Origin of the sequence: Streptomyces sp. NPDC016562, from assembly GCF_043076955.1 — a bacterium.
Lineage (GTDB): Bacteria > Actinomycetota > Actinomycetes > Streptomycetales > Streptomycetaceae > Streptomyces.
In genome coordinates, this window is sequence record NZ_JBIBRZ010000007.1 from 252,016 (window position 1) to 276,802 (window position 24,787).

Sequence of the window (24,787 nt, forward strand, 5' to 3'; positions counted from 1 at the left end):
AGTAACTCCGCTCACTGGACGTGCGTTGGGCCTTACGTAGACTTGGGCGCTCCGCGGCGGAATTTCCACTCACACTCCGCGGCACCATCACGCAGGGAGTTACGACCGTGGCAAGTGGCAACGCGATCCGTGGTAGCCGGGTCGGAGCGGGGCCGATGGGTGAGGCAGAGCGCGGCGAGTCCGCACCCCGCCTGCGCATCTCCTTCTGGTGCTCGAACGGGCACGAGACGCAGCCGAGCTTCGCCAGCGACGCGCAGGTGCCGGACACCTGGGACTGCCCGCGCTGCGGGTTCCCGGCCGGTCAGGACCGGGACAACCCGCCCGCGCCGCCGCGCACCGAACCGTACAAGACGCACCTGGCGTACGTGCGCGAACGGCGCTCGGACGCCGACGGCGAGGCGATCCTCGCCGAGGCGCTCGCCAAGCTGCGCGGCGAGATCTGACACCGCCCGACATGTGTGACGTGAGGCCCGGCCCCGCAGGAAGCTTCTCCTGCGGGGCCGGGCCTCTTTGTGTGCGTTGCGCCGCTTGTGATCCCTTAAGTTGGAGAACGGCGGGGCACGACAGGACGGAAGAAGTGAGTTGATGTCCGAGATGAATGCGGAGATCCGTACGAAGCTCAACCGGACGCCGGAGTGGCTGGCACTCGGCAAGCACCGGGAGGAGTTCGGGCGGACGCATCTGCGCGAGCTGTTCGAGGAGAACCCGGGCCGCGGCACCGGCTACACCCTGCAGGCGGGCGACCTGCACATCGACTACTCGAAGCACCTCGTGACCGACGAGACGCTGACGCTGCTGCGCGAACTGGCGGCGGCCACGGGCGTGGCCGAGCTGCGCGACGCCATGTTCCGCGGCGAGAAGATCAACACGACCGAGGACCGGGCGGTCCTGCACACCGCCCTGCGCGCCCCGGGGAACGCCGTGATCGAGGTGGACGGCGAGGACGTCGTCCCCGGCGTGCACGCCGTCCTCGACAAGATGGCGGCCTTCTCCGACCGGATCCGGTCGGGGGAGTGGACCGGCTTCACCGGCAAGCCCATCAAGAACGTCGTCAACATCGGCATCGGCGGCTCCGACCTGGGCCCGGCCATGGCGTACGAGGCCCTGCGCGCCTTCACCGACCGCGGCCTGACCGTGCGGTTCGTGTCCAACGTGGACGGCGCGGACCTGCACGAGGCCGTGCGGGACCTCGACGCGGCGGAGACGCTGTTCATCATCGCCTCCAAGACCTTCACCACCATCGAGACCATCACCAACGCCACTTCGGCGCGCGGCTGGCTGCTCGCGGCGCTGGGCGGCGATCAGGAGGCCGTAGCACGGCACTTCGTGGCCCTGTCGACCAACGCCGAGAAGGTCACCGACTTCGGCATCGATCCGGCCAACATGTTCGAGTTCTGGGACTGGGTCGGCGGACGCTACTCCTTCGACTCGGCCATCGGGCTCTCCCTGATGATCGCGATCGGCCCGGACGCCTTCCGGGAGCTGCTCGACGGCTTCCACACCATGGACGAGCACTTCCGCACGGCGCCGGCGCACGAGAACGCCCCGCTGCTGCTCGGCCTGTTGGGGATCTGGTACGGCGCCTTCTTCGACGCGCAGGCGCACGCGGTGCTCCCCTACAGCCACTACCTCTCCCGCTTCACCGCGTACTTGCAGCAGCTGGACATGGAGTCCAACGGCAAGTCCGTGGACCGGGACGGCCATCCGGTCGAATGGCAGACCGGCCCGGTGGTCTGGGGCACGCCCGGCACCAACGGTCAGCACGCCTACTACCAGCTGCTCCACCAGGGCACGAAGCTGATCCCCGCGGACTTCATCGGCTTCGCCCGGCCGGTCGCGGACCTGCCGGAGGCGCCCGCCGCCCAGCACGACCTGCTGATGGCGAACTTCTTCGCGCAGAGCCAGGCGCTGGCCTTCGGCAAGACGCCGCAGGAGGTACGGGACGAGGGCGTCCCGGAGGCGCTGGTCCCGCACAAGACCTTCCAGGGCAACCACCCCACGACCACCATCCTGGCGGGCGAGCTCACGCCGTCGGTGCTGGGCCAGCTCATCGCCCTCTACGAGCACAAGGTGTTCGTCCAGGGCGCGGTGTGGAACATCGACTCCTTCGACCAGTGGGGCGTGGAGCTCGGCAAGGTGCTCGCCAAGCGGATCGAGCCCGCGCTGACGCAGGGCGCGGACGTGCCGGGGCTCGACGCCTCGACGACGGCGCTCGTGGCGACGTACCGGCGCCTGCGCGGCCGGAGCTGAGCCAGGCACCAGGCACGCGAAGGGCCCGCTCTCCTGGGGAGGGCGGGCCCTTCGCGTGGCCGGGTCAGGCGGAGGCGGGGGGATACATCCCGGTGGGGAGCTTGGCCGCCGCCGCCCGGTCCAGGAGCCACAGGGTGCGGGAGCGGCCGTAGGCCGCCGCGGCCGGGGCCTGGACGGCGCCCGCGCCGCCGAGGGCGATGGACACCGCCCCCGCCTTGTCCTCGCCCGCCGCCAGCAGCCAGACCTCACGGGCCGCCCGGATCGCCGGGAGGGTCAGGGAGACCCGGGTGGGCGGGGGCTTGGGGGCGCCGTGGACGCCGACCACCGTGCGCTCGGTCTCCCGGACGGCCGGGTGCTCGGGGAAGAGGGAGGCCACGTGCGTGTCCGGGCCGACGCCCAGCATCAGCACGTCGAAGCGGGGGACCGGGCCGTGGTCCTCCGGGCCGGCCGCCTTCGCCAGCTCGGCCGCGTAGGCGGCCGCCGCCGCGTCCACGTCGGGCCCGTACGGGCCGTCCGAGGCCGGCATGACGTGGACGCGCGCGGGGTCGACCGGGACGGAGTCCAGGAGGGCCTCGCGGGCCTGGGTGTGGTTGCGCTCGGGGTCGTCGGCGGGGACGTAGCGCTCGTCGCCCCACCACAGGTCCAGGCGGGGCCAGTCGATCGCGTCCCGCGCCGGGGCGGCCGCCAGCGCGGCGAGCAGGCCGTTGCCGTTGCGTCCGCCGGTGAGGACCACCGACGCCGATCCGCGGGCCGTCTGCGCGTCCACGATCTTGGTGATGAGCCGGGCCGCGGCGGCCTGCGCCATCAGTTCCTTGTCCCGGTGGACGACGACTTGAGGAGTCGTCATACCCATGTGCTGCCGCCTTCGCTCGGGTGCGGGGCGGGGCCTGCGGGAGGCTGACCCCCCCCGCAGGCCCCGTACTGGTGAGCCGTACTACTGACCCGGCCTACTGGGCCGCGGCCTTCTTCGCCTGCTTGGCCGCCGGCTTCGGGGCCTCGGCCGGAGCCTCGGCCGGGGTGTCGGCCGGGGTGTCGGCCTTGGCACGGGCCTTGGCCGGAGCCGCGGTCTTGGCCGCCGCAGCGGCCCTCAGCTTCGTCACGCCGAACTTCAGCGAGGCCTCGTACGTGTTGTCCGGGTCCAGCCGCCGCAGTTCCTCGGCCAGGAGCTCGGCCGTGTCACGGCGCTTGAGCGCCACCGCACGGTCGGGCTGCCCCGGCATGCACAGCGTGGCCAGCGACCCGTCCGCACGGTCCAGGACGATCGCGCCCTCCGTGGTCTCCATGCGGACGGCGGTGAGACCCGGACCGCCCGACAGGGTCCGCTCGACGGGCACGCCGAGGCGGTCCGCCAGCCACATGGCCAGCAGCTCGCAGCTCGGGTTGTCGTTCTCGCCCTCGACGGTCGCGGAGAGGACCGACAGGTTCTGCTGGTCCAGCGCGGCCGCCAGCATCGAGCGCCACGGCGTGATGCGGGTCCAGGACAGGTCCGTGTCGCCGGGGGCGTAGGCCGCCGCCCGGTTGCCGAGGGCCGTGACCGGGTCCTCGCACGAGTACGTGTCCGTGATCCGGCGCTGCCCCAGCGCACCCAGCGGGTCGCCCGCCAGGTCCGACGGAGCACCTTCCGGCCACCAGACGACCACCGGGGCGTCGGGCAGCAGCAGGGGGAGAACCACCGACTGGGCGTGGTCGACCAGTTCGCCGTGAAGGCGGAGCACGACCGTCTCACCGCTGCCGGAGTCCGCCCCGACGCGGACTTCCGCGTCGAGACGGGCCTCGCGGCGGCTGCGCGGCGAACGGCTGACCCGCTTGATGACGACGACGATCCGCGAGGGGTGTTCGTGGGACGCGTCGTTCGCCGACTTGAGCGCGTCGTACGCGTTCTCCTCGTCGGTCACGATCACCAGCGTGAGGACCATGCCGATGGCCGGCGTGCCGATGTCCCGGCGGGCCTGCACCATCGCGGCATTGATCTTGCTGGAGTTGGTCTCCGTCAGGTCGATCTTCATGGCCGGCGCCAGCTCCGTCCGTCTCGTGCGAGCATCTCGTCCGCCTCGACCGGCCCCCAGGTGCCCGCCGGGTACTGCGCGGGCTTGCCGTGCTTGTCCCAGTACTCCTCGATCGGGTCGAGGATGTTCCAGGACAGTTCGACTTCCTGGTGGCGCGGGAAGAGGTTCGCGTCGCCGAGGAGCACGTCGAGGATGAGCCGCTCGTACGCCTCGGGGCTCGACTCCGTGAAGGACTCGCCGTAGGCGAAGTCCATCGTGACGTCCCGGACCTCCATGGAGGTGCCCGGGACCTTGGAGCCGAAGCGCACCGTCACGCCCTCGTCCGGCTGGACCCGGATGACCAGGGCGTTCTGCCCCAGCTCCTCGGTCGCACCCGACTCGAACGGCAGGTACGGGGCCCGCTTGAAGACCACCGCGATCTCCGTCACCCGGCGGCCCAGGCGCTTGCCCGTCCGCAGGTAGAAGGGGACGCCCGCCCAGCGGCGGTTGTTGATCTCCAGGCGGATGGCCGCGTAGGTGTCGGTCTTCGACTTGGGGTCGATGCCGTCCTCTTCGAGGTACCCGACGACCTTCTCGCCACCCTGCCACGCGGCCGCGTACTGGCCGCGCACGGTGTGCTTGCCCAGGTCCTCCGGCAGCTGCACCGCCGTCAGGACCTTCAGCTTCTCGGCCACCAGCGCCTTGGGGTGGAAGGAGCCGGGCTCCTCCATCGCCGTGAGCGCCAGCAGCTGGAGCAGGTGGTTCTGGATGACGTCACGGGCCGCGCCGATGCCGTCGTAGTAGCCGGCCCGGCCGCCGATGCCGATGTCCTCGGCCATGGTGATCTGCACGTGGTCGACGTACGACCGGTTCCAGATCGGCTCGAACATCGTGTTGGCGAAGCGGAGCGCCAGGATGTTCTGGACGGTCTCCTTGCCGAGGTAGTGGTCGATCCGGAAGACCTCGTCCCGCGGGAAGACCTCGTGGACGACCTTGTTGAGCTCCTCGGCGCTCTTCAGGTCGTGGCCGAAGGGCTTCTCGATGACGGCGCGCCGCCAGGCGCCTTCCTTCTGGGCCAGCCCGTGGTCCTTGAGCTGCTGGACCACCTTGGGGAAGAACTTGGGCGGGACCGACAGGTAGAAGGCGAAGTTGCCGCCCGTGCCCTGCGCCTTGTCGAGCTCGTCGATCGTCGCCTTCAGGGTCTCGAAGGCCGCGTCGTCGTCGAAGTCGCCCTGCACGAACCGGCAGCCCTGCACCAGCTGCTGCCAGACCTCTTCCCGGAACGGCGTGCGCGAGTGCTCCTTGACCGCCTCGTACACCTCCTGGGCGAAGTCCTCGTGCTCCCACTCACGGCGGGCGAAGCCGATCAGCGAGAAGCCCGGCGGGAGCAGGCCGCGGTTGGCCAGGTCGTAGACGGCAGGCATCAGCTTCTTGCGCGACAGGTCACCCGTAACGCCGAAAATGACCAGGCCGGACGGCCCCGCGATGCGCGGGAGCCGCCGGTCCTGTGCGTCACGAAGCGGGTTCGCTCCGTTTACAGACAAGGTGTTCAGGCCTCCGTGGGGGCGAGGCGCTCAAGCTCCGCCTCGGTCGACTTCAGCAGGTCGTTCCAGGACGCCTCGAACTTCTCGACGCCCTCGTCCTCGAGCAGCTGCACCACATCGTCGTACGAGATGCCCAGCTTCGCGACCGCGTCGAGCTCGGCACGCGCCTGCTCGTAGGTGCCGCGCACGGTGTCACCCGTGATCTGCCCGTGGTCGGCGGTGGCCTCCAGGGTGGCCTCCGGCATGGTGTTGACCGTGTTCGGGGCGACCAGGTCGTCCACGTACAGGGTGTCCTTGTACGCCGGGTCCTTGACGCCCGTCGAGGCCCACAGCGCGCGCTGCTTGTTGGCGCCGACGCGCTCCAGGGCGTTCCAGCGGTCCGAGGAGAAGACCTCCTCGTAGGCCTGGTAGGCCAGACGGGCGTTGGCGAGCGCCGCCTTGCCCTTGAGGGAGGTGGCCTCGTCGGTGCCGATCGCGTCCAGGCGCTTGTCGATCTCGCTGTCCACGCGGGAGACGAAGAAGGAGGCGACCGAGTGGATCAGGGAGAGGTCCAGGCCGGCGGCCTTGGCCTTCTCCAGACCCGCCAGGTACGCGTCCATGACCTCGCGGTAGCGCTCCAGCGAGAAGATCAGCGTGACGTTGACGCTGATGCCCTTGCCGATGACCTCGGTGATCGCCGGCAGGCCGGCCTTGGTCGCCGGGATCTTGATGAGCGTGTTCGGGCGGTCCACCAGCCAGGCGAGCTGCTTGGCCTCGGCGACGGTCGCCGTGGTGTCGTGCGCCAGGCGCGGGTCGACCTCGATCGACACGCGGCCGTCCTGGCCGTCGGTGCGGTCGTAGACCGGGCGCAGGATGTCGGCGGCGTCGCGGACGTCCGCCGTCGTGATCATGCGGATGGCCTCTTCCACGGTGACCTTGCGGGCGGCGAGGTCGGTGAGCTGCTGCTCGTAGCCGTCACCGCTGCTGATGGCCTTCTGGAAGATCGACGGGTTGGTCGTGACACCGACCACGTGCGACTGGTCGATGAGCTCGGCGAGGTTGCCGGACGTGATGCGCTTGCGGGACAGGTCGTCCAGCCAGATCGCCACGCCCTCGTCGGAGAGGCGCTTGAGTGCGTCTGTCATGGGAATTGCATCTCCTACTGGTGTAGTGCGGGCGGTCAGCGCGCGGCGGCGGACAGGGAGGCCTTGGCGGCGGCGGTCACGGCCTCGGCGGTGAAGCCGAACTCGCGGAACAGCACCTTCGCGTCGGCGGAGGCGCCGAAGTGCTCCAGCGACACGATCCGGCCGGCGTCGCCGACGTACCGGTGCCAGGTCAGGCCGATGCCGGCCTCGACCGCGACGCGGGCCTTCACCGAGGAGGGCAGGACGCTGTCCTTGTACTCCTGGTCCTGCTCCTCGAACCACTCGACGCACGGCATCGAGACGACCCGGGTGGGGATGCCCTCGGCCTGGAGCTGCTCGCGGGCCTCCACGGCCAGGTGCACCTCGGAGCCGGTGCCGATGAGGACGACCTGGGCGTCGCCGCCCGTCGCCTCGAACATCACGTAACCGCCCTTGGCGGCGTCCTCGTTGCGCTCGTAGGTCGGCACGCCCTGGCGGGTGAGCGCCAGACCGTGCGGGGCGCCCTTGCCGAACACCTTGGTGTGGCGCGCCAGGATCTCGCGCCAGGCGATGGCGGTCTCGTTCGCGTCGGCCGGGCGGACCAGGTTCAGGCCCGGGATGGCGCGCAGCGAGGCGAGGTGCTCGACCGGCTGGTGCGTCGGGCCGTCCTCGCCCAGACCGATGGAGTCGTGCGTCCACACGTACGTCACCGGCAGGTGCATCAGCGCGGACAGGCGGACGGCGTTGCGCATGTAGTCGGAGAACACCAGGAAGGTGCCGCCGTAGATGCGGGTGTGGCCGTGCAGGGCGATGCCGTTCATGGCCGCGGCCATGGCGTGCTCGCGGATGCCGAAGTGGATGGTGCGGCCGTACGGGTCGGCCTCCGGCAGCGGGTTGCCCTTCGGCAGGAACGAGGACGTCTTGTCGATGGTGGTGTTGTTGGAGCCGGCCAGGTCGGCCGAGCCGCCCCACAGCTCCGGGATGACCGCGCCGAGCGCTTCGAGCACCTTGCCGGAGGCGGCACGGGTGGCGACGCCCTTGCCGGCCTCGAAGACCGGCAGGCGGTCCTGCCAGCCCTCGGGCAGCTCGTTCGCGTTGATGCGGTCGAACTCGGCGGCGCGCTCCGGGTTGGCGGTGCGCCAGGCGGAGAACTCCTTGCCCCAGGCGGCCTTGGCCTCGCGGCCGCGGTCGCCGAGGGCGCGGGTGTGCGCGATGACCTCGTCGGAGACCTCGAAGGTCTGCTCCGGATCGAAGCCGAGGACGCGCTTGGTGGCGGCCACCTCGTCGTCGCCGAGCGCGGAGCCGTGCGAGGCCTCGGTGCCCTGGGCGTGCGGGGCGGGCCAGGCGATGATCGAGCGCATCGCGATGAAGGACGGGCGCTCGGTCTCGGCCTTGGCGGCCTGGAGGGCGGCGAACAGGGCCTTCGGGTCGAGGTCGCCGTTCTCCTGCTGCTCGACGCGCTGGACGTGCCAGCCGTACGCCTCGTAGCGCTTCATGGTGTCCTCGGAGACGGCCGTCTCCGTGTCACCCTCGATGGAGATGTGGTTGTCGTCCCACAGCAGCACCAGGTTGCCGAGCTTCTGGTGGCCGGCCAGCGCGGACGCCTCGTGGGAGATGCCCTCCTGGAGGCAGCCGTCGCCCGCGATCGCGTAGACCATGTGGTCGAACGGGGAGGTGCCGGCGGCGGCCTGCGGGTCGAACAGACCGCGCTCGTAGCGGGCGGCCATGGCCATGCCCACCGCGTTGGCCACACCCTGGCCGAGCGGGCCGGTGGTGGTCTCCACGCCGGCCGTGTGGCCGTACTCGGGGTGACCGGGGGTCTTGGAGCCCCAGGTGCGGAACGCCTTCAGGTCGTCCAGCGCGAGCCCGAACCCGCCGAGGTACAGCTGGGTGTAGAGGGTCAGGGACGAGTGCCCCGCGGAGAGCACGAAGCGGTCGCGGCCCACCCACTCGGGGTCCGCCGGGTCGTGCCGCATCACCTTCTGGAAGAGGGTGTACGCGGCGGGGGCCAGGCTCATCGCCGTACCGGGGTGGCCGTTTCCGACCTTCTGGACCGCGTCAGCGGCCAGGATGCGGGCGGTGTCGACGGCCCGCTGGTCCAGTTCGGTCCACTCGAGCTCTGTGGTGGTCGGCTTGGTGCTCACCGTGGGTCAGGGCTCCTCTCCACATGTATGAATCCCGGTGACGAACGGTGCACCGGCGCGATTCCGAGCCTACCCCCGCAACGGCGTGCAGCTATTCGAGTGCAGGCAGTCCGTCATCGCGGCGCCGGCCCGCGTTCACCTCCGCGCGGGTGCCCGCGGCGGGGTGTCCCCCGTATGTATGCACGGTCCGATCGGCCCAACACGAAGCGACCCCCGCGCAGGGCCACGTAAGTGCAACGTCTACAGTGGCGTGGTACGCGCAAGCCTTAACCGGGCCTTCATGTTCTGGGCGGTCCGAGTCGGAGCTTGCTGGATTCTCTCTCAGGGGTGTGCGTGACGGCCGTCGAATCCCGTCCAGCGGCGGTGCTCGGGACGAGCCCCGGTCACCGGCCGTTCGGGACCCGCGTCATGGCTTTCGTGGCATTGACCAAGCCGCGGATCATCGAACTTCTGCTGATCACCACAGTGCCGGTGATGTTCCTTGCCGAGCAGGGCGTTCCGTCGCTGTGGCTGGTCCTCGTGACCTGCTTCGGCGGTTACTTGTCCGCGGGCGGCGCCAACGCGCTGAACATGTACATCGACCGCGACATCGACGCGCTCATGGACCGCACCTCGCAGCGGCCCCTGGTGACCGGCATGGTCAGCCCGCGCGAGTGCCTGGCCTTCGGCCTCACGCTCGCGGTGGTCTCCACCGTGTTCTTCGGCCTGCTGGTCAACTGGCTGTCGGCGGCGCTCTCGCTCGGCGCGCTCCTCTTCTACGTCGTGGTCTACACGATGCTGCTGAAGCGGCGTACCGCGCAGAACATCGTCTGGGGCGGCATCGCGGGCTGCATGCCGGTGCTCATCGGCTGGTCGGCGGTCACGAACGAGGTTTCCTGGGCCGCGGTCATCCTCTTCCTCGTCATCTTCTTCTGGACGCCGCCGCACTACTGGCCGCTGTCGATGAAGGTGAAGGACGACTACGCGCGCGCCGGCGTCCCGATGCTCCCGGTCGTGGCCGGGAACAAGGTCGTGGCGCGCCAGATCGTCCTCTACAGCTGGGTGATGGTCGCGGTCTCGCTGCTGCTCACCCCGATGGGCTACACCGGCTGGTTCTACACCGCGGTGGCGCTGGTGGCGGGCGGCTGGTGGCTGTGGGAGGCGCACACCCTCCACGCACGGGCCAAGGCCGGTGTGACCGGTCCGAAGCTCAAGGAGATGCGACTGTTCCACTGGTCCATCACCTATGTGTCGCTGCTCTTCGTGGCGGTGGCCGTGGATCCCTTCCTCCGCTGATTACTCACCGGTAGCATGCCTTTCATGGCAGACACCGCAGAGACCGCAGACGCAGCGAACGCCGCAGGCGCCTCGGACAAGAAGCAGGACCGTACGGCTGCGAAGCTGGCCAGGCAGATCGGCGCGTTCGCCAAGCAGCACGGCGGCGCCGAGGGCCAGCTCGCCCACATCGGCCAGGCCGGCACCCGGATCGTGCTCGTGGGCACGGACGGCGGCTGGGGCGACCTGGTCGCCCCGACCTTCGCCGTGGCGCAGCTGGCCGCCGAGAAGGCCGGGCTGACCCTCCACGAGGAGTTCGACGGGGAGTTCGCCGCGCGCGTGAAGACCGGCCCGTACGAGTGGACGCGCATGGCCGGCATCCAGCTCGGCGGCCCCGCGAACACGGCGGCCTGACCCTCCCGGTGGGGTCTCGGTCAACAGCCCGAGCAACACCTCACACCCGGCTCACCCGTTAGGACGTGTGGAAGCACCTTCCTCACGTCCGCAACGGGATGCCCGGATGATCGAAACGCCGCCCCTGGTGGACCAGTACTGCAACGGATTCCTCCGTACGGAGCTGGGCCTGGGCACCTTCGAGGCCCAGCTGATCCGCTCGGCCGGCCCGCCCGCCGCGGGCACCACCTTCTTCGACACCCAGAGCGGCTTCGCCGTGCGCCGCTGGTGCCCGCCGCTGCTCGGCCTGGAGCCGCACGCCACGCCCGCCCGCTACCTGGCCCGCCGCCGGGAGCTGGGGGCGGCGGAGTCCGCGCGGCGGCTGCTCAGGGGCTCCGGGGTCGCCGCCTACGTGCTCGACACCGGCGCGGCCGCGGACCTCACCGGGCCCAAGGAGCTGGCGCTCGCCGCCGACGCGGAGGCCTTCGAGGCCGTCCGGCTGGAATCCCTGGCCGAGCAGGTCGCCGACACCTCCGGGACGGTGGCCGCCTTCCTCGCCAATCTCGCCGAGGCCGTCCACCACGCGGCCACCGGAGCGGCCGCCTTCACCTGCGCCGTGGCCTTCGACGGCGCCGCCGCGGCCCCGGAGCCCGCGCCGCCCGGTCCCGGCGAGGTGCGCGGGGCGGCGGGGCGGTGGCTGGCCCGGCGGCCCCGGGGCGGAGCCGTACGGGACCCCGTACTCCTGCGGCACCTGCTGTGGAGCGCGGTGGCGACCGGGCTGCCGCTCCAGCTGCACACGGGCGCGGCGGACCCGGAGCCGCTGACGGAGTTCGTACGGGCGACCGCGCGCCACGGCGTACGGCTGGTCCTGCTCGGCGGGTACCCGTACCACCGGCACACGGCGCAGCTCGCCGCGGCCTTCCCGCACGTCCACGCCGACGTCGGCGCGGCCCTCGGGCAGAGCGGGGCCCGGGCCGCGGCGGTGCTGGGTGAGCTGATGGAGCTCGCACCGTTCGGGAAGCTGATGTTCTCCAGCGGGGGGCGCCACCTGCCCGAGCTGCACGCGGTGGGCGCCCTGGTGTTCCGCGAGGCGCTGGGCCGCTTGCTGTGCGGCTGGGTCGGCGAGGGCTCCTGGTCCTGGCGGGACGCAGAACGGGTCGCGGCGATGGTCGCGGCGGGCAACGCCCGCCGCGTCTACCGGCTCGACGCCCCCTGAGGGGCGTCCCCGCGGCCCCCGCGGCTCAGACCGTGGAGAGCTGCGCGTCGCCCTGGGCCGGGACCTGCGCCTGTTCGGCCGGCCGCTCGCGCAGGCTCAGCGCGACCCGGAGCACGCAGATCCACACCAGGCACGAGCCCAGCATGTGGGTGGCGACGAGGACCTCGGGCACCTGGGTGAAGAACTGCACGTAGCCGATGCCGCCCTGGGCGAGCAGCACGATCAGCAGGTCGCGGGCGCGGGCCCGGGTGTCGGTGGGGGCGTCGACCACGCGCAGCACCAGCCACATCGCGACGGCCAGCGCGCACACCAGCCAGGCGGCGACGGCGTGCACGTGGGCGGTGGTCGTCCAGTCGAACGGCATCCGCGCGATCTCGCTGCTGTCGCCGGCGTGCGGTCCGGAGCCGGTGACCACCGTGCCCGCCGCGACCAGCACGAGGGTGGTGGCGATCAGCGCCCACGACAGCTTGCGGACCGGGCCCGGCACGCGGGGGCGGGGAGCCGTGTCGCCCTCGCCGGTGCGCTGCCAGCTGACGGTCGTCACGGCGATCAGCGCGGTGGCGAGCAGGAAGTGCCCCGCCACGCTGTACGGGTTGAGGCCCGTCATGACGGTGATGCCGCCGAGGACGGCGTTGCCCATCACGATGACGAACTGGAGCCAGCCCAGCTTCGTCAGCGCGTGGCGCCGGGGCTGGGCCGAGCGGGCCGCGAGGATGAACCAGCCGACGGCCGCGCTGAGCACGTACGTCAGCATCCGGTTGCCGAACTCGATGGCGCCGTGGAAGCCCTGGGCCTGCGTCGCGATCAGGCTCTCGTCGGTGCACTTGGGCCAGGTGTCGCAGCCGAGACCTGACCCGGTCAGCCGCACCGCGCCGCCGGTGACGACGATGGCCACGCTCATGACGAGCGCGGCGAGCGCGGCCCGCCGGACGATCCGGGGTGACGGAGTCCAGCGGCTGGCGATGTAAGCGAGGGGGTTCAACACGGCTCCTATCGTAGGCGGAGCCTTGTGCAAAGTTTCACGAGGGGTGGGCGGCGCGGGGTGTCCGCGCCCGGGGCCGGTCTGGGCCGCGTAGCCCGCCGGACGAGGCCTACGCCTCCGCGCCGCTGACGTACCGGAACCTCGCCCCGGCGGGATCGCCCTCCTCGTGCCACCACAGGCGGATCCGCCACGCGGCGCCGGCGCCCGGGCAGTCGGCCGAGGCCGCGAAGGCGCGCAGCACCTCGCCCCCCACCTCCGCGGCCGTCCGGTTCCTCACCTCTGTTCCGCTGTGCCAGGGATGGCCCAGTACGTTCCACAGTCCGTCGGGGCCGCGCACCTCCACGCGCCACACCGCGCGCCAGGGCGTGACCTCCAGCATCGTGCGGACCTGCTCGGCGCCGAGGTGCAGCCGGGCGGCGATCTCGGCCTCCGCCACCCCCTGGATGTGGGCGGCCACCACGGCCCGGGGCAGCAGCCGTTCGGGCAGCAGCCCCCGCGCGCGCAGGCTGACCAGGGAGTCGAAGGCCAGGTAGCGCAGGCGCAGTTCCAGCTGGCGGCCGATGTGGTCGAGGGCCTCCTCGGCCTCCTGGGACTCCTCGGCGGCGGGACCCGCGAGCAGCAGGTCCCGGAAGTCGGACTCCGCGTCCACGGCCCAGGCCACCGCCTCCTCGGCGGACCCGAGCTCGGCGAGGCGGTCCCCGAGGAACACCTTGGCCTGGGCCAGGCCCCGCCGGTTGACCGGATCCCGCTGGTCCAGCCCCGCCCACACCTCGACCGCCGTGCGGGTCAGATCACGGGCGCGCTCCCCGGCCGCCCGTTCCATGACGCTGGGGCCCTCACTGGCGGCGGGCCCCAGCGGGTGCTTCGGCAGCCGGGCCGCGTCGCTCAGCGGCCAGGCCAGCCACACGCCGTGGTTGATCAGCCCGCGGGCGTACCAGCGGGCGAACTCGGGGGAGTGCCGGGCGGCGCGCTCGGAGCTGCGCAGACCCTCCTCGATCGTGGCGAGGGCGCCCGCGCGGTCCCCGGCGGCGAACCGCACGGCGGCCCGGTCGGCGAGGCGCAGCCCGAGCAGCGCACCGCAGCGGGGATCGTCGTCGTCAAGGGCGCGCAGGGCCCCGATCAGCTCGTCGAGGAGCCGCTCGCGCTCCGCCGGCTCCGCGTGCGCCGCCCCCGACCGCACCCTCGCCCACTGCTCGTCCAGCCGAAGTACGGCCTCCCGCTGCACCATGTCCGCCCCCCGGCTTCATGTGTGGAGGCGCCCATCCTCGCGGCAAGGGAGCCGTGAGGGGAAGGATTTCATTCCCAGCGGAAGAACCGTCCGGCCGCGCCCAGACCCAGTACGGCCCAGCCGGCGAGCACGGCCGCGTCGCCCCACGGCAGCGCGGCTCCGTGCTGGAGCACCTCGCGCAGGCCGCCGGACAGGGCGGAGATGGGCAGCAGCTCCAGTACGGAGCGCACCGCGTCGGGGAACTTGTCCAGCGGCACGATCACCCCGCCGCCGACCAGCAGCAGCAGGAACACCAGATTGGCGGCGGCCAGGGTCATCTCGGCCTTGAGCGTGCCGGCCATCAGCAGCCCCAGCCCGGAGAAGGCGGCGGTGCCGAGCAGGATCAGCGCGGCGACCGACAGCGGGTCCCCGTGCGGGGACCAGCCCAGCGCGAAGGCGATCGCGGTCAGCAGGGCGACCTGGAGGACCTCGGTGACCAGCACCGACAGCGTCTTGGCCGCCATCAGCGCCCAGCGCGGCAGCGGGGAGGCCCCGAGCCGCTTGAGGACCCCGTAGCGGCGGTCGAAGCCGGTGGCGATGGCCTGGCCGGTGAAGGCGGTGGACATCACGGCGAGGGCCAGGACGCCGGGCGCGAGGAAGTCCACCGGCTCCCCGGCCCCCGTGTCGACGATGTCGACGGCGGAGAAGAGGGCCAGCAGCAGCGCCGGGATGATCACGGTCAGCAGCAGCTGCTCCCCGTTGCGCAGCAGCATCCGGGTCTCCAGTGCCGTCTGCGCGAGGATCATGCGGGAGACGGGGGCCGCGCCCGGGCGGGGGGTGAACGTGCCGGCGCTCATCGGCGCAGCTCCTTACCGGTCAGTTCGAGGAAGACGTCCTCCAGGGTGTGCCGCTCCACCGAGAGGCTGTCCGGCATCACGCCGTGCTGCGCGCACCAGGAGGCGACGGTGGCCAGCAGCTGCGGGTGGACGTCGCCGGTGACCCGGTAGACGCCCGGGGTGAGCTCGGCGGCCTGGGTGCCGTCGGGCAGCGCCTTCAGGAGCGAGGCGAGGTCGAGGGAGGGCCGGCCGGTGAAGCGCAGGGTGTTCTCGGCGCCGCCCCGGCACAGCTCCTCGGGGCTGCCGTGGACGATGACCCGGCCGGCGTCCACGATGGCGACCTCGTCCGCGAGCTGCTCGGCCTCGTCCATGTGGTGGGTGGTGAGGACGACGGTGACCCCGTCGGCGCGCAGCTCCCGTACGAGGTCCCATGTCGCGCGGCGGGCCTGCGGGTCCAGGCCGGCGGTGGGCTCGTCCAGGAAGACCAGCTCGGGGCGGCCCACCACGGCCATGGCCAGGGCCAGGCGCTGCTGCTGGCCGCCGGAGAGCCGGCGGTAGGGCGTGCGGCCGCAGTCGCCGAGGCCGAGGCGTTCCACGAGGGGGCCGACGTCGAGCGGGTCGGCGTAGAGCTTGGCCATGTGGCGCAGCATCTCGACGGCGCGAGCTCCGGAGTAGACGCCTCCGGACTGGAGCATCACGCCGATCCGGGGGCGCAGCTCCTCCGCCCGGGCGACCGGGTCGAGGCCGAGGACGCGGACGGTGCCGGCGTCGGGGCGGTGGTAGCCCTCGCAGGTCTCCACGGTGGTCGTCTTGCCCGCGCCGTTGGGGCCGAGGACCGCGGTGACGGAGGCCTTGCGGACGATGAGGTCCAGGCCGTCCACCGCCGTCTTGGGGCCGAACCGCTTCACCAGTCCGCGGATCTCCACCGCGGGGTCGTTACTCATGACGGGTGAGTCTACGGAGCCGGGTGAGGGGGCGCGGCTCCCGGTCCGCGGGGGCCGCCGGGCGGCCGCCGGGGCGCGCCGAGGGGCCCGCCGAAGGGTTTCCGGGGGTTTTCCGCACGCCTGGGATCCGGATATCGGGGCGCGCCCGCGGATCTTTTCAGCCGGGTGGTCCAGGCGGGTTCATCCGGTTTCCGTGATCCTCGCAGCGGCCCGGGGCCGGCCGGGCCGGCCCCGCTCCGGGGGGAAGGCGCGCTGGTGGGAGCCGGTCCGGAGCGTCGGGGGAGGGGCTCGGAGCGGTAGCGGAACGCTGCCCTCCGAATAACTCTGCGTCGACAGATTAGGTAACCCTTAGTGATGGAGGACACCAGGGGTGGCGTCCGTCACGGCTTGTCGGCGCTCCGGTAATTACGCAACAATGGCGTTGTGAAATACGGCGAACGGCAGATCGAGACCCCCCAGGGGGAGCTCGCCACCGGGGAGCGGTCAACCCGCAACCGAGTGGCGCGCTCGATCCTGGACCACGGTCCGTCCACCGTCGCCGACCTCGCCCAGCGCCTCGGCCTCACCCAGGCCGCCGTCCGCCGCCACCTCGACACGCTCGTCGCCGACGACGTGGTCGAAGCCCGTGAGCAGCGCGTGTACGGTGCGCGCGGCCGGGGCCGGCCCGCCAAGGTCTTCGCGCTCACCGACTGCGGCCGCGACGCCTTCGACCAGTCCTACGACACGCTCGCCGCGGACGCCCTGCGCTGGATCGCGCAGTCCGTCGGCGGTGGCGAGAAGGGCGAGGCGGCCGTCGCCGCCTTCGCCCGGGCACGGATGGAAGCGCAGGCGCGGACCTACCGGGAGGCCGTCGAGGCGGCCGCCCCCGAAGGCCGCGCGGAGGCCCTGGCCAAGGCGTTGACCGCCGACGGGTACGCTGCTACGGCGAAGAGCGCTCCCGGTCCGCAACGCGGTGAACAGCTCTGTCAGCACCACTGCCCGGTCGCTCACGTGGCCGAGCAGTTCCCGCAGCTCTGCGAGGCGGAGACCGAGGTCTTCTCCCGCCTGCTCGGGACGCATGTGCAGCGCCTCGCCACGATCGCCCACGGCGACGGGGTGTGCACGACCTTCATCCCGCGAAGCGCGAGCACCACACAGACCGACACATCAGTATCTGCAAGTACGGCCGGGAGGAACCCCGCATGACCACGGAGACTGCTCACCCTGAGCTCGATGGCCTGGGCACCTACGAATACGGCTGGGCCGACTCCGACGCGGCCGGCGCCGCTGCCAAGCGGGGTCTGTCCGAAGAGGTCGTCCGCGACATCTCGGCGAAGAAGTCCGAGCCGGAGTGGATGCTGAAGCTCCGCCTCAAGGGCCTGAAGCTGTTCGACAAGAAGCCCATGCCCAACTGGGGTTCCGACCTCTCGGGCATCGACTTCGACAACATCAAGTACTTCGTGCGTTCCACCGAGAAGCAGGCCGCTTCCTGGGAGGACCTGCCGGAGGACATCAAGAACACGTACGACAAGCTCGGCATCCCCGAGGCGGAGAAGCAGCGCCTCGTCGCCGGTGTCGCCGCCCAGTACGAGTCCGAGGTCGTCTACCACCAGATCCGCGAGGACCTGGAGGAGCAGGGCGTCATCTTCCTCGACACGGACACCGCGCTCAAGGAGCACCCGGAGCTCTTCCAGGAGTACTTCGGCACGGTCATCCCGGTCGGCGACAACAAGTTCGCCTCGCTGAACACCGCCGTGTGGTCCGGCGGCTCGTTCATCTACGTCCCCAAGGGCGTCAAGGTCGACATCCCGCTCCAGGCCTACTTCCGCATCAACACGGAGAACATGGGCCAGTTCGAGCGGACGCTGATCATCGTCGACGAGGACGCCTACGTCCACTACGTCGAGGGCTGCACCGCCCCGATCTACTCCTCGGACTCGCTGCACAGCGCCGTCGTCGAGATCATCGTCAAGAAGGGCGGCCGCTGCCGCTACACGACGATCCAGAACTGGTCGAACAACGTCTACAACCTGGTCACCAAGCGCGCCGTGGCGTACGAGGGCGCGACCATGGAGTGGATCGACGGCAACATCGGTTCCAAGGTCACCATGAAGTACCCGGCCGTCTACCTGATGGGCGAGCACGCCAAGGGCGAGACCCTCTCCATCGCCTTCGCGGGCGAGGGCCAGCACCAGGACGCCGGCTCCAAGATGGTCCACATGGCGCCGAACACCTCCTCGAACATCGTCTCCAAGTCGGTGGCCCGGGGCGGCGGCCGCACCTCGTACCGAGGCCTGGTCGAGATCGGCGAGGGCGCCCACGGCTCGAAGTCCAACGTGCTGTGTGACGCGCTCCTGGTCGACACCATCTCCCGCTCGGACACGTACCCCTACGTGGACGTCCGCGAGGACGACGTCTCCATGGGCCACGAGGCCACCGTCTCCAAGGTCTCCGACGACCAGCTCTTCTACCTGATGAGCCGCGGTCTGACGGAGTTCGAGGCGATGGCCATGATCGTGCGCGGCTTCGTCGAGCCCATCGCGCGTGAGTTGCCCATGGAGTACGCCCTGGAGCTGAACCGGCTGATCGAGCTGCAGATGGAGGGCTCGGTCGGTTAGTCCCGGCCGCATCCCGCACATCCTTTGACGCAGGCAGCGCTTTAAAAGAGAGTGAGCAAGACGACAGCCATGGCTGAGGCTCAGAACATTCCGGCGGGTTCGACCACCGCCGGCGCGATCGCGGTGGCCGCCGAGTCCACCGTCGCCACCCGGATGAGTGCCCCCCCGTCCTTCGACGTGGCGGACTTCCCCGTGCCCCACGGCCGCGAGGAGGAGTGGCGCTTCACCCCGCTGGCGCGTCTGCGTGGTCTCCACGACGGCACCGCGGTCGCCAACGGCTCCATGAAGGCCCAGATCGACGCGCCCGAGGGCGTCACGGTCGAGTCGGTGGAGCGCGGCGACGCGCGCCTCGGCAAGGCCGGCACCCCGGTGGACCGGGTCGCCGCGCAGGCGTTCTCGTCCTTCACCAAGGCCACGGTCGTGACCGTGCCCAAGGAGGCGGTCCTGACCGAGCCGGTGCGCGTCTCGCTGCACGGCGAGGGCGGCACCACCTTCGGGCACACGGTCTTCGACGTGCAGGCCTTCGCCGAGGCCGTCATCGTCATCGACCACACCGGTGACGGCGTGCGCGCCGCCAACGTCGACTTCCTCGTCGGCGACGGCGCCAAGCTCACCGTCGTGTCGGTGCAGGACTGGGACGACACCGCCGTCCACGTCTCCCAGCACAACGCCCTGGTCGGCCGCGACGCGACCTTCAAGTCGATCGTGGTCACCTTCGGCGGCGACCTCGTACGCCTGCACCCGCGGGTCAGCTACGCGGGCCCCGGCGGCGAGGCCGAGCTCTTCGGCCTGTACTTCACGGACGCCGGCCAGCACCAGGAGCACCGCCTCCTGGTCACGCACGACGCCCCGCACTGCAAGTCCAACGTGGTCTACAAGGGTGCGCTCCAGGGCCAGGACGCCCACGCGGTCTGGATCGGCGACGTCCTCATCGAGAAGACCGCCGAGGGCACCGACACCTACGAGATGAACCGCAACCTCGTCCTCACGGACGGCGCGCGGGTCGACTCGGTGCCGAACCTGGAGATCGAGACCGGCGAGATCGTCGGCGCCGGTCACGCCTCCGCGACCGGCCGCTTCGACGACGAGCAGCTCTTCTACCTGCAGTCCCGCGGCATCACGGCCGACGACGCCCGCCGCCTGGTCGTGCGCGGCTTCTTCGCCGAGCTCGTGCAGCAGATCGATGTCGACGACATCGAGGAGCGCCTGCTCGCCAAGATCGAGACCGAGCTCCAGGGTTCCGTCTGATGAATTACGTCAAGGCCTGTGCGCTGAGCGAGCTGGAGGAGAACACCCCCAAGCGGGTGGAACTCGACGGCACGCCGGTGTCCATCGTCTCCACCGACGGGGAGGTGTTCGCGATCAACGACATCTGCTCGCACGCGAACGTCTCGCTCTCGGAGGGCGAGGTCGAGGACTGCATGATCGAGTGCTGGCTGCACGGGTCGGCCTTCGACCTGCGCACCGGAAAGCCCTCCGGTCTGCCCGCGACGCGCCCCGTACCCGTATACCCCGTAAAGATCGAAGGGGACGACGTGCTCGTCTCCCTCACCCAGGAGTCCTGAGGTATCCATGGCAACGCTTGAAATCCACGACCTGCACGTCTCCGTCGAGGCCGAGAACGGCGCCCGCGAGATCCTCAAGGGCGTCGACCTCACCGTCAAGCAGGGTGAGACGCACGCCATCATGGGTCCGAACGGCTCCGGCAAGTCCACCCTGGCGTACTCGCTCGCCGGTCACCCGAAGTACACCATCACCGGTGGCACCGTGACCCTCGACGGCGAGGACGTCCTGGAGATGTCCGTCGACGAGCGCGCCCGCGCCGGCGTCTTCCTCGCCATGCAGTACCCGGTCGAGGTCCCCGGCGTCTCGGTCTCCAACTTCCTGCGCACCTCGGCCACCGCCATCCGCGGCGAGGCGCCGAAGCTGCGTACCTGGGTGAAGGAGGTCAAGTCCGCGATGGAGCAGCTCCAGATGGACCCGGCCTTCGCCGAGCGCAACGTCAACGAGGGCTTCTCCGGCGGTGAGAAGAAGCGCCACGAGATCCTGCAGCTGGAGCTTCTGAAGCCGAAGATCGCGATCCTCGACGAGACCGACTCCGGCCTGGACGTCGACGCCCTGCGCCAGGTCTCCGAGGGCGTCAACCGCGTCCGCGCGACCGGCGAGGTCGGCACCCTGCTGATCACGCACTACACGCGGATCCTGCGCTACATCAAGCCCGACTTCGTCCACGTCTTCTCCGAGGGCCGCATCGTCGAGTCCGGCGGCGCCGAGCTCGCCGACAAGCTGGAGGCGGAAGGCTACGAGTCGTACAGCACGAAGGGTGGCGCGACCGCGTGACACAGCTGCCCGGCCTCCTCGACATCGAGGCGATCCGCAAGGACTTCCCCCTGCTGGATCGTGTGGTCCACGACGGGAAGAAGATCGTTTACCTGGACAACGCGGCGACCTCCCAGAAGCCGCGCCAGGTGCTCGACGCGCTGAACGAGTACTACGAGCAGCACAACGCCAACGTCCACCGTGGCGTGCACGTGCTCGCCGAGGAGGCCACGGCGCTGTACGAGGGTGCCCGCGACAAGGTCGCCACCTTCATCAACGCTCCGAGCCGCGACGAGGTGATCTTCACCAAGAACGCCTCGGAGTCGCTCAACCTGGTCGCGAACATGCTCGGCTGGGCGGACGAGCCCTACCGGGTCGACCGCGACACCGAGATCGCCATCACGGAGATGGAGCACCACTCCAACATCGTGCCGTGGCAGCTGCTCGCGCAGCGCACCGGCGCGAAGCTGAAGTGGTTCGGCCTCACCGACGACGGCCGGCTCGACCTGTCCAACATCGAAGAGGTCATCACGGAGAAGACGAAGATCGTCTCCTTCACCCTGGTCTCCAACATCATGGGCACGGTCAACCCGGTCGAGGCGATCGTCCGGCGCGCCCAGGACGTCGGCGCGCTGGTGCTGATCGACGCCTCCCAGGCCGCTCCGCACATGCCGATGGACGTACAGGCGCTCGGCGCCGACTTCGTGGCCTTCACCGGCCACAAGATGTGCGGCCCGACCGGCATCGGCGTCCTGTGGGGCCGACAGGAGCTCCTGGAGGACCTGCCTCCGTTCCTCGGCGGCGGCGAGATGATCGAGACCGTGTCGATGCACGCCTCGACCTACGCCCCGGCGCCCCACAAGTTCGAGGCGGGGACGCCCCCGATCGCCCAGGCCGTAGGCCTCGGAGCGGCCGTGGACTACCTCACCGCGATCGGCATGGACAAGATCGCCGCTCACGAGCACGCGATCACCGAGTACGCGATCAAGCGCCTCGCCGAGGTGCCCGACCTGCGGATCATCGGCCCCACCACGGCCGAGGACCGCGGCGCCGCGATCTCCTTCGTGCTCGGCGACATCCACCCGCACGACGTCGGCCAGGTGCTGGACGAGCAGGGCATCGCGGTCCGTGTGGGACACCACTGCGCGCGCCCGGTCTGCCTGCGCTACGGAATTCCGGCGACCACGCGAGCGTCTTTCTACCTGTACTCCTCTCCGGCCGAAGTCGACGCGTTGGTCGACGGGCTGGAGCACGTACGGAACTTCTTCGGCTGACGGACGAGGCGACGGGGACGCTGTGAAGCTGGATTCGATGTACCAGGAACTGATCCTGGACCACTACAAGCACCCGCACGGGCGTGGCCTGCGCGACGGCGACGCCGAGGTGCACCACGTCAATCCGACGTGCGGCGACGAGATCACGCTGCGCGTGAAGTACGACGGCGAGACGCTCACCGACGTCTCCTACGAGGGCCAGGGCTGCTCCATCAGCCAGGCCAGCGCGTCCGTGCTGAACGAGCTGCTCGTGGGCAAGGAACTGTCCGAGGCGCAGAGGATCCAGGCTGTCTTCCTGGAGATGATGCAGTCCAAGGGCAAGATCGAGCCCGACGAGGCCATGGAGGAGGTGCTGGAGGACGCGGTCGCGTTCGTCGGCGTCTCCAAGTACCCGGCTCGCGTGAAGTGTGCTCTGCTGAGTTGGATGGCGTGGAAGGACGCGACGGCCCAGGCTCTGGGCGACGCGGAGAGGAAGACGGCATGACCGAGAACGCGACGCCCGAGGCGTCGATCAAGCCGGCCACCGAGGAGGAGGTCCGCGAGGCCCTCTACGACGTGGTCGACCCCGAGCTGGGCATCGACGTCGTCAACCTGGGCCTGATCTACGGCATCCACATCGACGACGCCAACATCGCCACCCTCGACATGACGCTGACCTCGGCGGCCTGCCCGCTGACGGACGTCATCGAGGACCAGGCGAAGTCCGCGACGGACGGCATCGTCAACGAACTGCGGATCAACTGGGTCTGGATGCCCCCGTGGGGCCCGGACAAGATCACGGACGACGGCCGCGAGCAGCTCCGCGCGCTCGGCTTCAACGTCTGATCACCGCCTGTACGTGAGGGCTCCCGGCACTTCGTGCCGGGGGCCCTTCGTGCGTACGGGTGTACATATCGATGTGTACAGTCGTACGCATGCCCTACGTCATGCTTGCCGCGGCCATCGCGGCCGAGGTCGCCGGAACCACCGCCATGAAGTACAGCGACGGCTTCACGAAGCTGTGGCCCTCGCTCGGCACCCTGCTGGGGTACGTCATCGCCTTCGGTCTGCTCGCGCAGACGCTGAAGTCGATGTCGATGGGCACGGCGTACGCGATATGGGCCGGCGTCGGCACCGCCTCCATCGCCGCCATCGGCATGGTGTTCATGGGGGAGGCGGCCACCGCCGCGAAGATCGCCGGGGTCGTCCTGGTGATCGGCGGAGTGGTGCTGCTCAACCTCGGCGGGGCCCACTGATGCCCCCGGGCGCACGGCGGTACGACCCACAGCGGCGGCAGCGGATCATCGACGCGGCGATCCGGGTGGTGGGCGCCAAGGGCATCGCGGGGCTGAGCCACCGCAGCGTGGCCGCGGAGGCCGACGTACCGCTGGGGTCGACCACCTACCACTTCACGACGCTGAACGACCTGCTGGTCGCGGCGCTGCGGCAGGCCAACGAGGGCTTCGCCCAGGCGGTGGCGGACTCGCCGGCCCTGGCCGATCCGGACGCCGACCTCGCGGCTGCCCTGGCCGGCCTGCTGGGGGAGTTCCTGGGGGCGGACCGGGGCCGGGCGGAGCTGGAGTACGAGCTCTACCTCGCCGCCCTGCGCCGCCCGGCGCTGCGGCCGGTGGCGGCGCAGTGGTGCGAGACGGTGTCCGCGGCCCTGGCGCCGAGGACCGACCCGGTGACGGCGCGGGCGCTGGTGGCGGTCATGGACGGCATCAGCCTCCAGGTCCTGCTGACGGACGCGCCGTACGACGAGCCGTACGCCCGGGAGGTGCTGGCCCGGGTCCTGCGGTCCGCGTGATCCGGGCCGGGGCCGGGGCTGGGTCCGGGTGAAGAGCGGCTTCTACGGCGCCCCGGCCGCGGCGCGCACGGCGTCCAGGGCCGCCCGCACGCTCGCCTCGACGTCCTGGATCGGGTAGAACACCTCGTGCACCGTGCGGTCGCGGTCCACGACCAGCGTCAGGCGCTTGATCCGGCTCACGCCCGCCGCGCGGAACGTCGGCAGGCGCAGGGCCGTCACCAGGTCCAGCCCCGCGTCCGACAGGAGCGGGAAGCGCAGCCGCTCCTGCTCCGCGAACTCGCGCTGTTCGTCGGGCCGCTGGGTCGACACCCCGTGCACGGTGGCGCCGGCGGCGGTGAACTCCGCCAGTTGGTCCCGGTAGGTGCACGACTCGAACGTGCAGCCCCTGGCGCCCGGGATCCCGGCCCAGTCGGGCGGGTAGGACTCAGCCCGGGCGTACGCGCCCGGGAAGCAGTACAGGACCGTGAACGAGGTGTCCGCCACCGGGTCGCGGAGCTCGCCGAAACGGTCGGGCAGCAGCAGCTCCGGCAGCCGGGTGCCGCGCAGCGCGTGGACCCGTACCGCTTCCTTCGAGGACTCCTCGGTGGTCGCCGTCATCTCTCCCTCTCCCAGGACCCAGGTGTCACCCCAGTCCTGGAGGGCCACCAGGACCGGCAGCAGGCCCCGCCCGCGCGGGGTCAGCCGGTACTCGTGCCGCACCGGACGTTCCTGGTACGGCTCGCGCGTCAGCACCCCGGCCTCCACCAGCAGCTTCAGCCGCTCCGCCAGGACCTTGCGGGACATCCCCAGCTCGCGCTGGAGCTCGTCGAAGCGGTACAGGCCGCGGGCGGTGTCGCGGACGATCAGCAGCGTCCACCAGTCGCCGACGACTTCGAGGGCCTGGGCGATGGAGCAGTCCGCATCGCCGAGGTGCGTGCGCTGGGCCATGGGAGCTCCTTATGTCCGTTGACCCA

At 70.9% G+C, this 24,787-nt stretch carries 25 protein-coding genes; 15 read left to right on the top strand and 10 right to left on the bottom strand.

Annotated features, from left to right (window positions below; genetic code table 11):
* Positions 1-107 precede the first annotated feature (107 nt).
* A complete protein-coding gene (locus tag ACF059_RS26630; protein ID WP_010352468.1) occupies positions 108-443 on the top strand; it encodes an RNA polymerase-binding protein RbpA in 336 nt (111 codons plus the stop codon).
* Between the two features lie 151 nt (positions 444-594).
* Positions 595-2,250 (top strand): glucose-6-phosphate isomerase, encoded by a 1,656-nt coding sequence (pgi, locus tag ACF059_RS26635; protein ID WP_392061929.1) that lies wholly within the window; start codon positions 595-597, stop codon positions 2,248-2,250.
* Between the two features lie 64 nt (positions 2,251-2,314).
* On the opposite strand, the gene pgl is transcribed toward pgi, so the two are convergent.
* The 5 genes from pgl to tkt form a co-directional block, all read right to left on the bottom strand.
* The gene (pgl, locus tag ACF059_RS26640; protein ID WP_361941826.1) at positions 2,315-3,097 is read right to left on the bottom strand and encodes a 6-phosphogluconolactonase; all 783 of its coding nucleotides are present in this window, start codon (positions 3,095-3,097) and stop codon (positions 2,315-2,317) included.
* A gap of 100 nt (positions 3,098-3,197) precedes the next feature.
* Positions 3,198-4,256 carry a glucose-6-phosphate dehydrogenase assembly protein OpcA gene (gene opcA, locus ACF059_RS26645; protein WP_392061674.1) on the bottom strand — a complete coding sequence of 353 codons (1,059 nt, stop codon included), beginning with the start codon at positions 4,254-4,256 and terminating at the stop codon, positions 3,198-3,200.
* Positions 4,253-5,779 (bottom strand): glucose-6-phosphate dehydrogenase, encoded by a 1,527-nt coding sequence (gene zwf / locus ACF059_RS26650; RefSeq protein WP_366866931.1) that lies wholly within the window; start codon positions 5,777-5,779, stop codon positions 4,253-4,255. Before zwf ends, opcA begins: the two co-directional genes overlap by 4 nt.
* Before the next feature lie 5 nt (positions 5,780-5,784).
* Positions 5,785-6,903, bottom strand: a complete 1,119-nt coding sequence (gene tal / locus ACF059_RS26655) for a transaldolase (RefSeq protein WP_392061677.1) — start codon at positions 6,901-6,903, stop codon at positions 5,785-5,787.
* Positions 6,904-6,938: 35 nt separating this feature from the next.
* Positions 6,939-9,026 (bottom strand): transketolase, encoded by a 2,088-nt coding sequence (gene tkt / locus ACF059_RS26660; RefSeq protein ID WP_392061680.1) that lies wholly within the window; start codon positions 9,024-9,026, stop codon positions 6,939-6,941.
* A 327-nt stretch (positions 9,027-9,353) separates the two neighbouring features.
* Between tkt and ACF059_RS26665 the strand changes: the two genes are divergently transcribed.
* From ACF059_RS26665 to ACF059_RS26675, 3 genes are all read left to right on the top strand, one after another.
* Positions 9,354-10,301 carry a heme o synthase gene (locus ACF059_RS26665; protein WP_392061932.1) on the top strand — a complete coding sequence of 316 codons (948 nt, stop codon included), beginning with the start codon at positions 9,354-9,356 and terminating at the stop codon, positions 10,299-10,301.
* A gap of 15 nt (positions 10,302-10,316) precedes the next feature.
* The gene (locus ACF059_RS26670; protein ID WP_392061683.1) at positions 10,317-10,694 is read left to right on the top strand and encodes a hypothetical protein; all 378 of its coding nucleotides are present in this window, start codon (positions 10,317-10,319) and stop codon (positions 10,692-10,694) included.
* Between the two features lie 106 nt (positions 10,695-10,800).
* Entirely contained in the window at positions 10,801-11,889 is a 1,089-nt protein-coding gene (locus ACF059_RS26675) for an amidohydrolase family protein (RefSeq protein ID WP_392061686.1), read from the top strand.
* Positions 11,890-11,914: 25 nt separating this feature from the next.
* Here the strand turns inward: ACF059_RS26675 and ACF059_RS26680 are convergent, their stop codons facing one another.
* From ACF059_RS26680 to ACF059_RS26695, 4 genes are all read right to left on the bottom strand, one after another.
* A complete protein-coding gene (locus ACF059_RS26680) occupies positions 11,915-12,904 on the bottom strand; it encodes a heme A synthase (protein WP_392061689.1) in 990 nt (329 codons plus the stop codon).
* A gap of 76 nt (positions 12,905-12,980) precedes the next feature.
* Entirely contained in the window at positions 12,981-14,099 is a 1,119-nt protein-coding gene (locus ACF059_RS26685) for a hypothetical protein (RefSeq protein ID WP_392061692.1), read from the bottom strand.
* A gap of 68 nt (positions 14,100-14,167) precedes the next feature.
* Positions 14,168-14,935 (bottom strand): ABC transporter permease, encoded by a 768-nt coding sequence (locus tag ACF059_RS26690; RefSeq protein ID WP_392061694.1) that lies wholly within the window; start codon positions 14,933-14,935, stop codon positions 14,168-14,170.
* A complete protein-coding gene (locus ACF059_RS26695) occupies positions 14,932-15,858 on the bottom strand; it encodes an ABC transporter ATP-binding protein (RefSeq protein WP_361941851.1) in 927 nt (308 codons plus the stop codon). The genes ACF059_RS26690 and ACF059_RS26695 overlap by 4 nt, the downstream gene beginning before the upstream one ends.
* A 423-nt stretch (positions 15,859-16,281) precedes the next feature.
* Here ACF059_RS26695 and ACF059_RS26700 point away from each other — a divergent pair, with 423 nt between their 5' ends.
* From ACF059_RS26700 to ACF059_RS26745, 10 genes are all read left to right on the top strand, one after another.
* Positions 16,282-17,043 (top strand): MarR family transcriptional regulator, encoded by a 762-nt coding sequence (locus tag ACF059_RS26700; RefSeq protein ID WP_360890258.1) that lies wholly within the window; start codon positions 16,282-16,284, stop codon positions 17,041-17,043.
* Positions 17,040-18,455 (top strand): Fe-S cluster assembly protein SufB, encoded by a 1,416-nt coding sequence (gene sufB / locus ACF059_RS26705; RefSeq protein WP_360890255.1) that lies wholly within the window; start codon positions 17,040-17,042, stop codon positions 18,453-18,455. Before ACF059_RS26700 ends, sufB begins: the two co-directional genes overlap by 4 nt.
* A gap of 69 nt (positions 18,456-18,524) precedes the next feature.
* Positions 18,525-19,703: a Fe-S cluster assembly protein SufD gene (gene sufD / locus ACF059_RS26710; RefSeq protein WP_392061698.1), complete on the top strand. Its 1,179-nt coding sequence runs from the start codon at positions 18,525-18,527 to the stop codon at positions 19,701-19,703.
* Positions 19,703-20,020, top strand: coding sequence for a bifunctional 3-phenylpropionate/cinnamic acid dioxygenase ferredoxin subunit (locus ACF059_RS26715; RefSeq protein ID WP_030027083.1), 318 nt, complete (start codon positions 19,703-19,705; stop codon positions 20,018-20,020). Before sufD ends, ACF059_RS26715 begins: the two co-directional genes overlap by 1 nt.
* Positions 20,021-20,027: 7 nt before the next feature.
* Entirely contained in the window at positions 20,028-20,795 is a 768-nt protein-coding gene (gene sufC / locus ACF059_RS26720) for a Fe-S cluster assembly ATPase SufC (RefSeq protein WP_007263436.1), read from the top strand.
* Positions 20,792-22,048 (top strand): cysteine desulfurase, encoded by a 1,257-nt coding sequence (locus ACF059_RS26725; protein ID WP_360890248.1) that lies wholly within the window; start codon positions 20,792-20,794, stop codon positions 22,046-22,048. Before sufC ends, ACF059_RS26725 begins: the two co-directional genes overlap by 4 nt.
* Before the next feature lie 22 nt (positions 22,049-22,070).
* The gene (sufU, locus tag ACF059_RS26730; protein WP_360890245.1) at positions 22,071-22,532 is read left to right on the top strand and encodes a Fe-S cluster assembly sulfur transfer protein SufU; all 462 of its coding nucleotides are present in this window, start codon (positions 22,071-22,073) and stop codon (positions 22,530-22,532) included.
* Complete coding sequence (locus tag ACF059_RS26735; protein WP_030388904.1) at positions 22,529-22,873, top strand: metal-sulfur cluster assembly factor; 345 nt, start codon at positions 22,529-22,531, stop codon at positions 22,871-22,873. Before sufU ends, ACF059_RS26735 begins: the two co-directional genes overlap by 4 nt.
* 89 nt (positions 22,874-22,962) lie before the next feature.
* Positions 22,963-23,283: a DMT family transporter gene (locus tag ACF059_RS26740; protein ID WP_392061703.1), complete on the top strand. Its 321-nt coding sequence runs from the start codon at positions 22,963-22,965 to the stop codon at positions 23,281-23,283.
* Positions 23,283-23,834, top strand: a complete 552-nt coding sequence (locus tag ACF059_RS26745; protein ID WP_392061705.1) for a TetR/AcrR family transcriptional regulator — start codon at positions 23,283-23,285, stop codon at positions 23,832-23,834. Before ACF059_RS26740 ends, ACF059_RS26745 begins: the two co-directional genes overlap by 1 nt.
* A 42-nt stretch (positions 23,835-23,876) precedes the next feature.
* Here ACF059_RS26745 and ACF059_RS26750 read toward each other — a convergent pair whose 3' ends face one another.
* Positions 23,877-24,761 carry a winged helix-turn-helix transcriptional regulator gene (locus ACF059_RS26750; protein ID WP_392061708.1) on the bottom strand — a complete coding sequence of 295 codons (885 nt, stop codon included), beginning with the start codon at positions 24,759-24,761 and terminating at the stop codon, positions 23,877-23,879.
* Positions 24,762-24,787: the final 26 nt, after the last annotated feature.

Coding starts and splice junctions, on each gene's coding strand:
- pgl (WP_361941826.1), bottom strand. CDS start 3,097: ATGACGACTCCTCAAGTCGTCGTCCACCGGGACAAGGAACTGATGGCG.
- ACF059_RS26745 (WP_392061705.1), top strand. CDS start 23,283: ATGCCCCCGGGCGCACGGCGGTACGACCCACAGCGGCGGCAGCGGATC.
- ACF059_RS26670 (WP_392061683.1), top strand. CDS start 10,317: ATGCCTTTCATGGCAGACACCGCAGAGACCGCAGACGCAGCGAACGCC.
- ACF059_RS26675 (WP_392061686.1), top strand. CDS start 10,801: ATGATCGAAACGCCGCCCCTGGTGGACCAGTACTGCAACGGATTCCTC.
- ACF059_RS26715 (WP_030027083.1), top strand. CDS start 19,703: ATGAATTACGTCAAGGCCTGTGCGCTGAGCGAGCTGGAGGAGAACACC.
- ACF059_RS26735 (WP_030388904.1), top strand. CDS start 22,529: ATGACCGAGAACGCGACGCCCGAGGCGTCGATCAAGCCGGCCACCGAG.
- ACF059_RS26750 (WP_392061708.1), bottom strand. CDS start 24,761: ATGGCCCAGCGCACGCACCTCGGCGATGCGGACTGCTCCATCGCCCAG.
- sufB (WP_360890255.1), top strand. CDS start 17,040: ATGACCACGGAGACTGCTCACCCTGAGCTCGATGGCCTGGGCACCTAC.
- ACF059_RS26695 (WP_361941851.1), bottom strand. CDS start 15,858: ATGAGTAACGACCCCGCGGTGGAGATCCGCGGACTGGTGAAGCGGTTC.
- sufC (WP_007263436.1), top strand. CDS start 20,028: ATGGCAACGCTTGAAATCCACGACCTGCACGTCTCCGTCGAGGCCGAG.
- ACF059_RS26690 (WP_392061694.1), bottom strand. CDS start 14,935: ATGAGCGCCGGCACGTTCACCCCCCGCCCGGGCGCGGCCCCCGTCTCC.
- sufD (WP_392061698.1), top strand. CDS start 18,525: ATGGCTGAGGCTCAGAACATTCCGGCGGGTTCGACCACCGCCGGCGCG.
- ACF059_RS26685 (WP_392061692.1), bottom strand. CDS start 14,099: ATGGTGCAGCGGGAGGCCGTACTTCGGCTGGACGAGCAGTGGGCGAGG.
- opcA (WP_392061674.1), bottom strand. CDS start 4,256: ATGAAGATCGACCTGACGGAGACCAACTCCAGCAAGATCAATGCCGCG.
- tal (WP_392061677.1), bottom strand. CDS start 6,903: ATGACAGACGCACTCAAGCGCCTCTCCGACGAGGGCGTGGCGATCTGG.
- pgi (WP_392061929.1), top strand. CDS start 595: ATGAATGCGGAGATCCGTACGAAGCTCAACCGGACGCCGGAGTGGCTG.
- ACF059_RS26740 (WP_392061703.1), top strand. CDS start 22,963: ATGCCCTACGTCATGCTTGCCGCGGCCATCGCGGCCGAGGTCGCCGGA.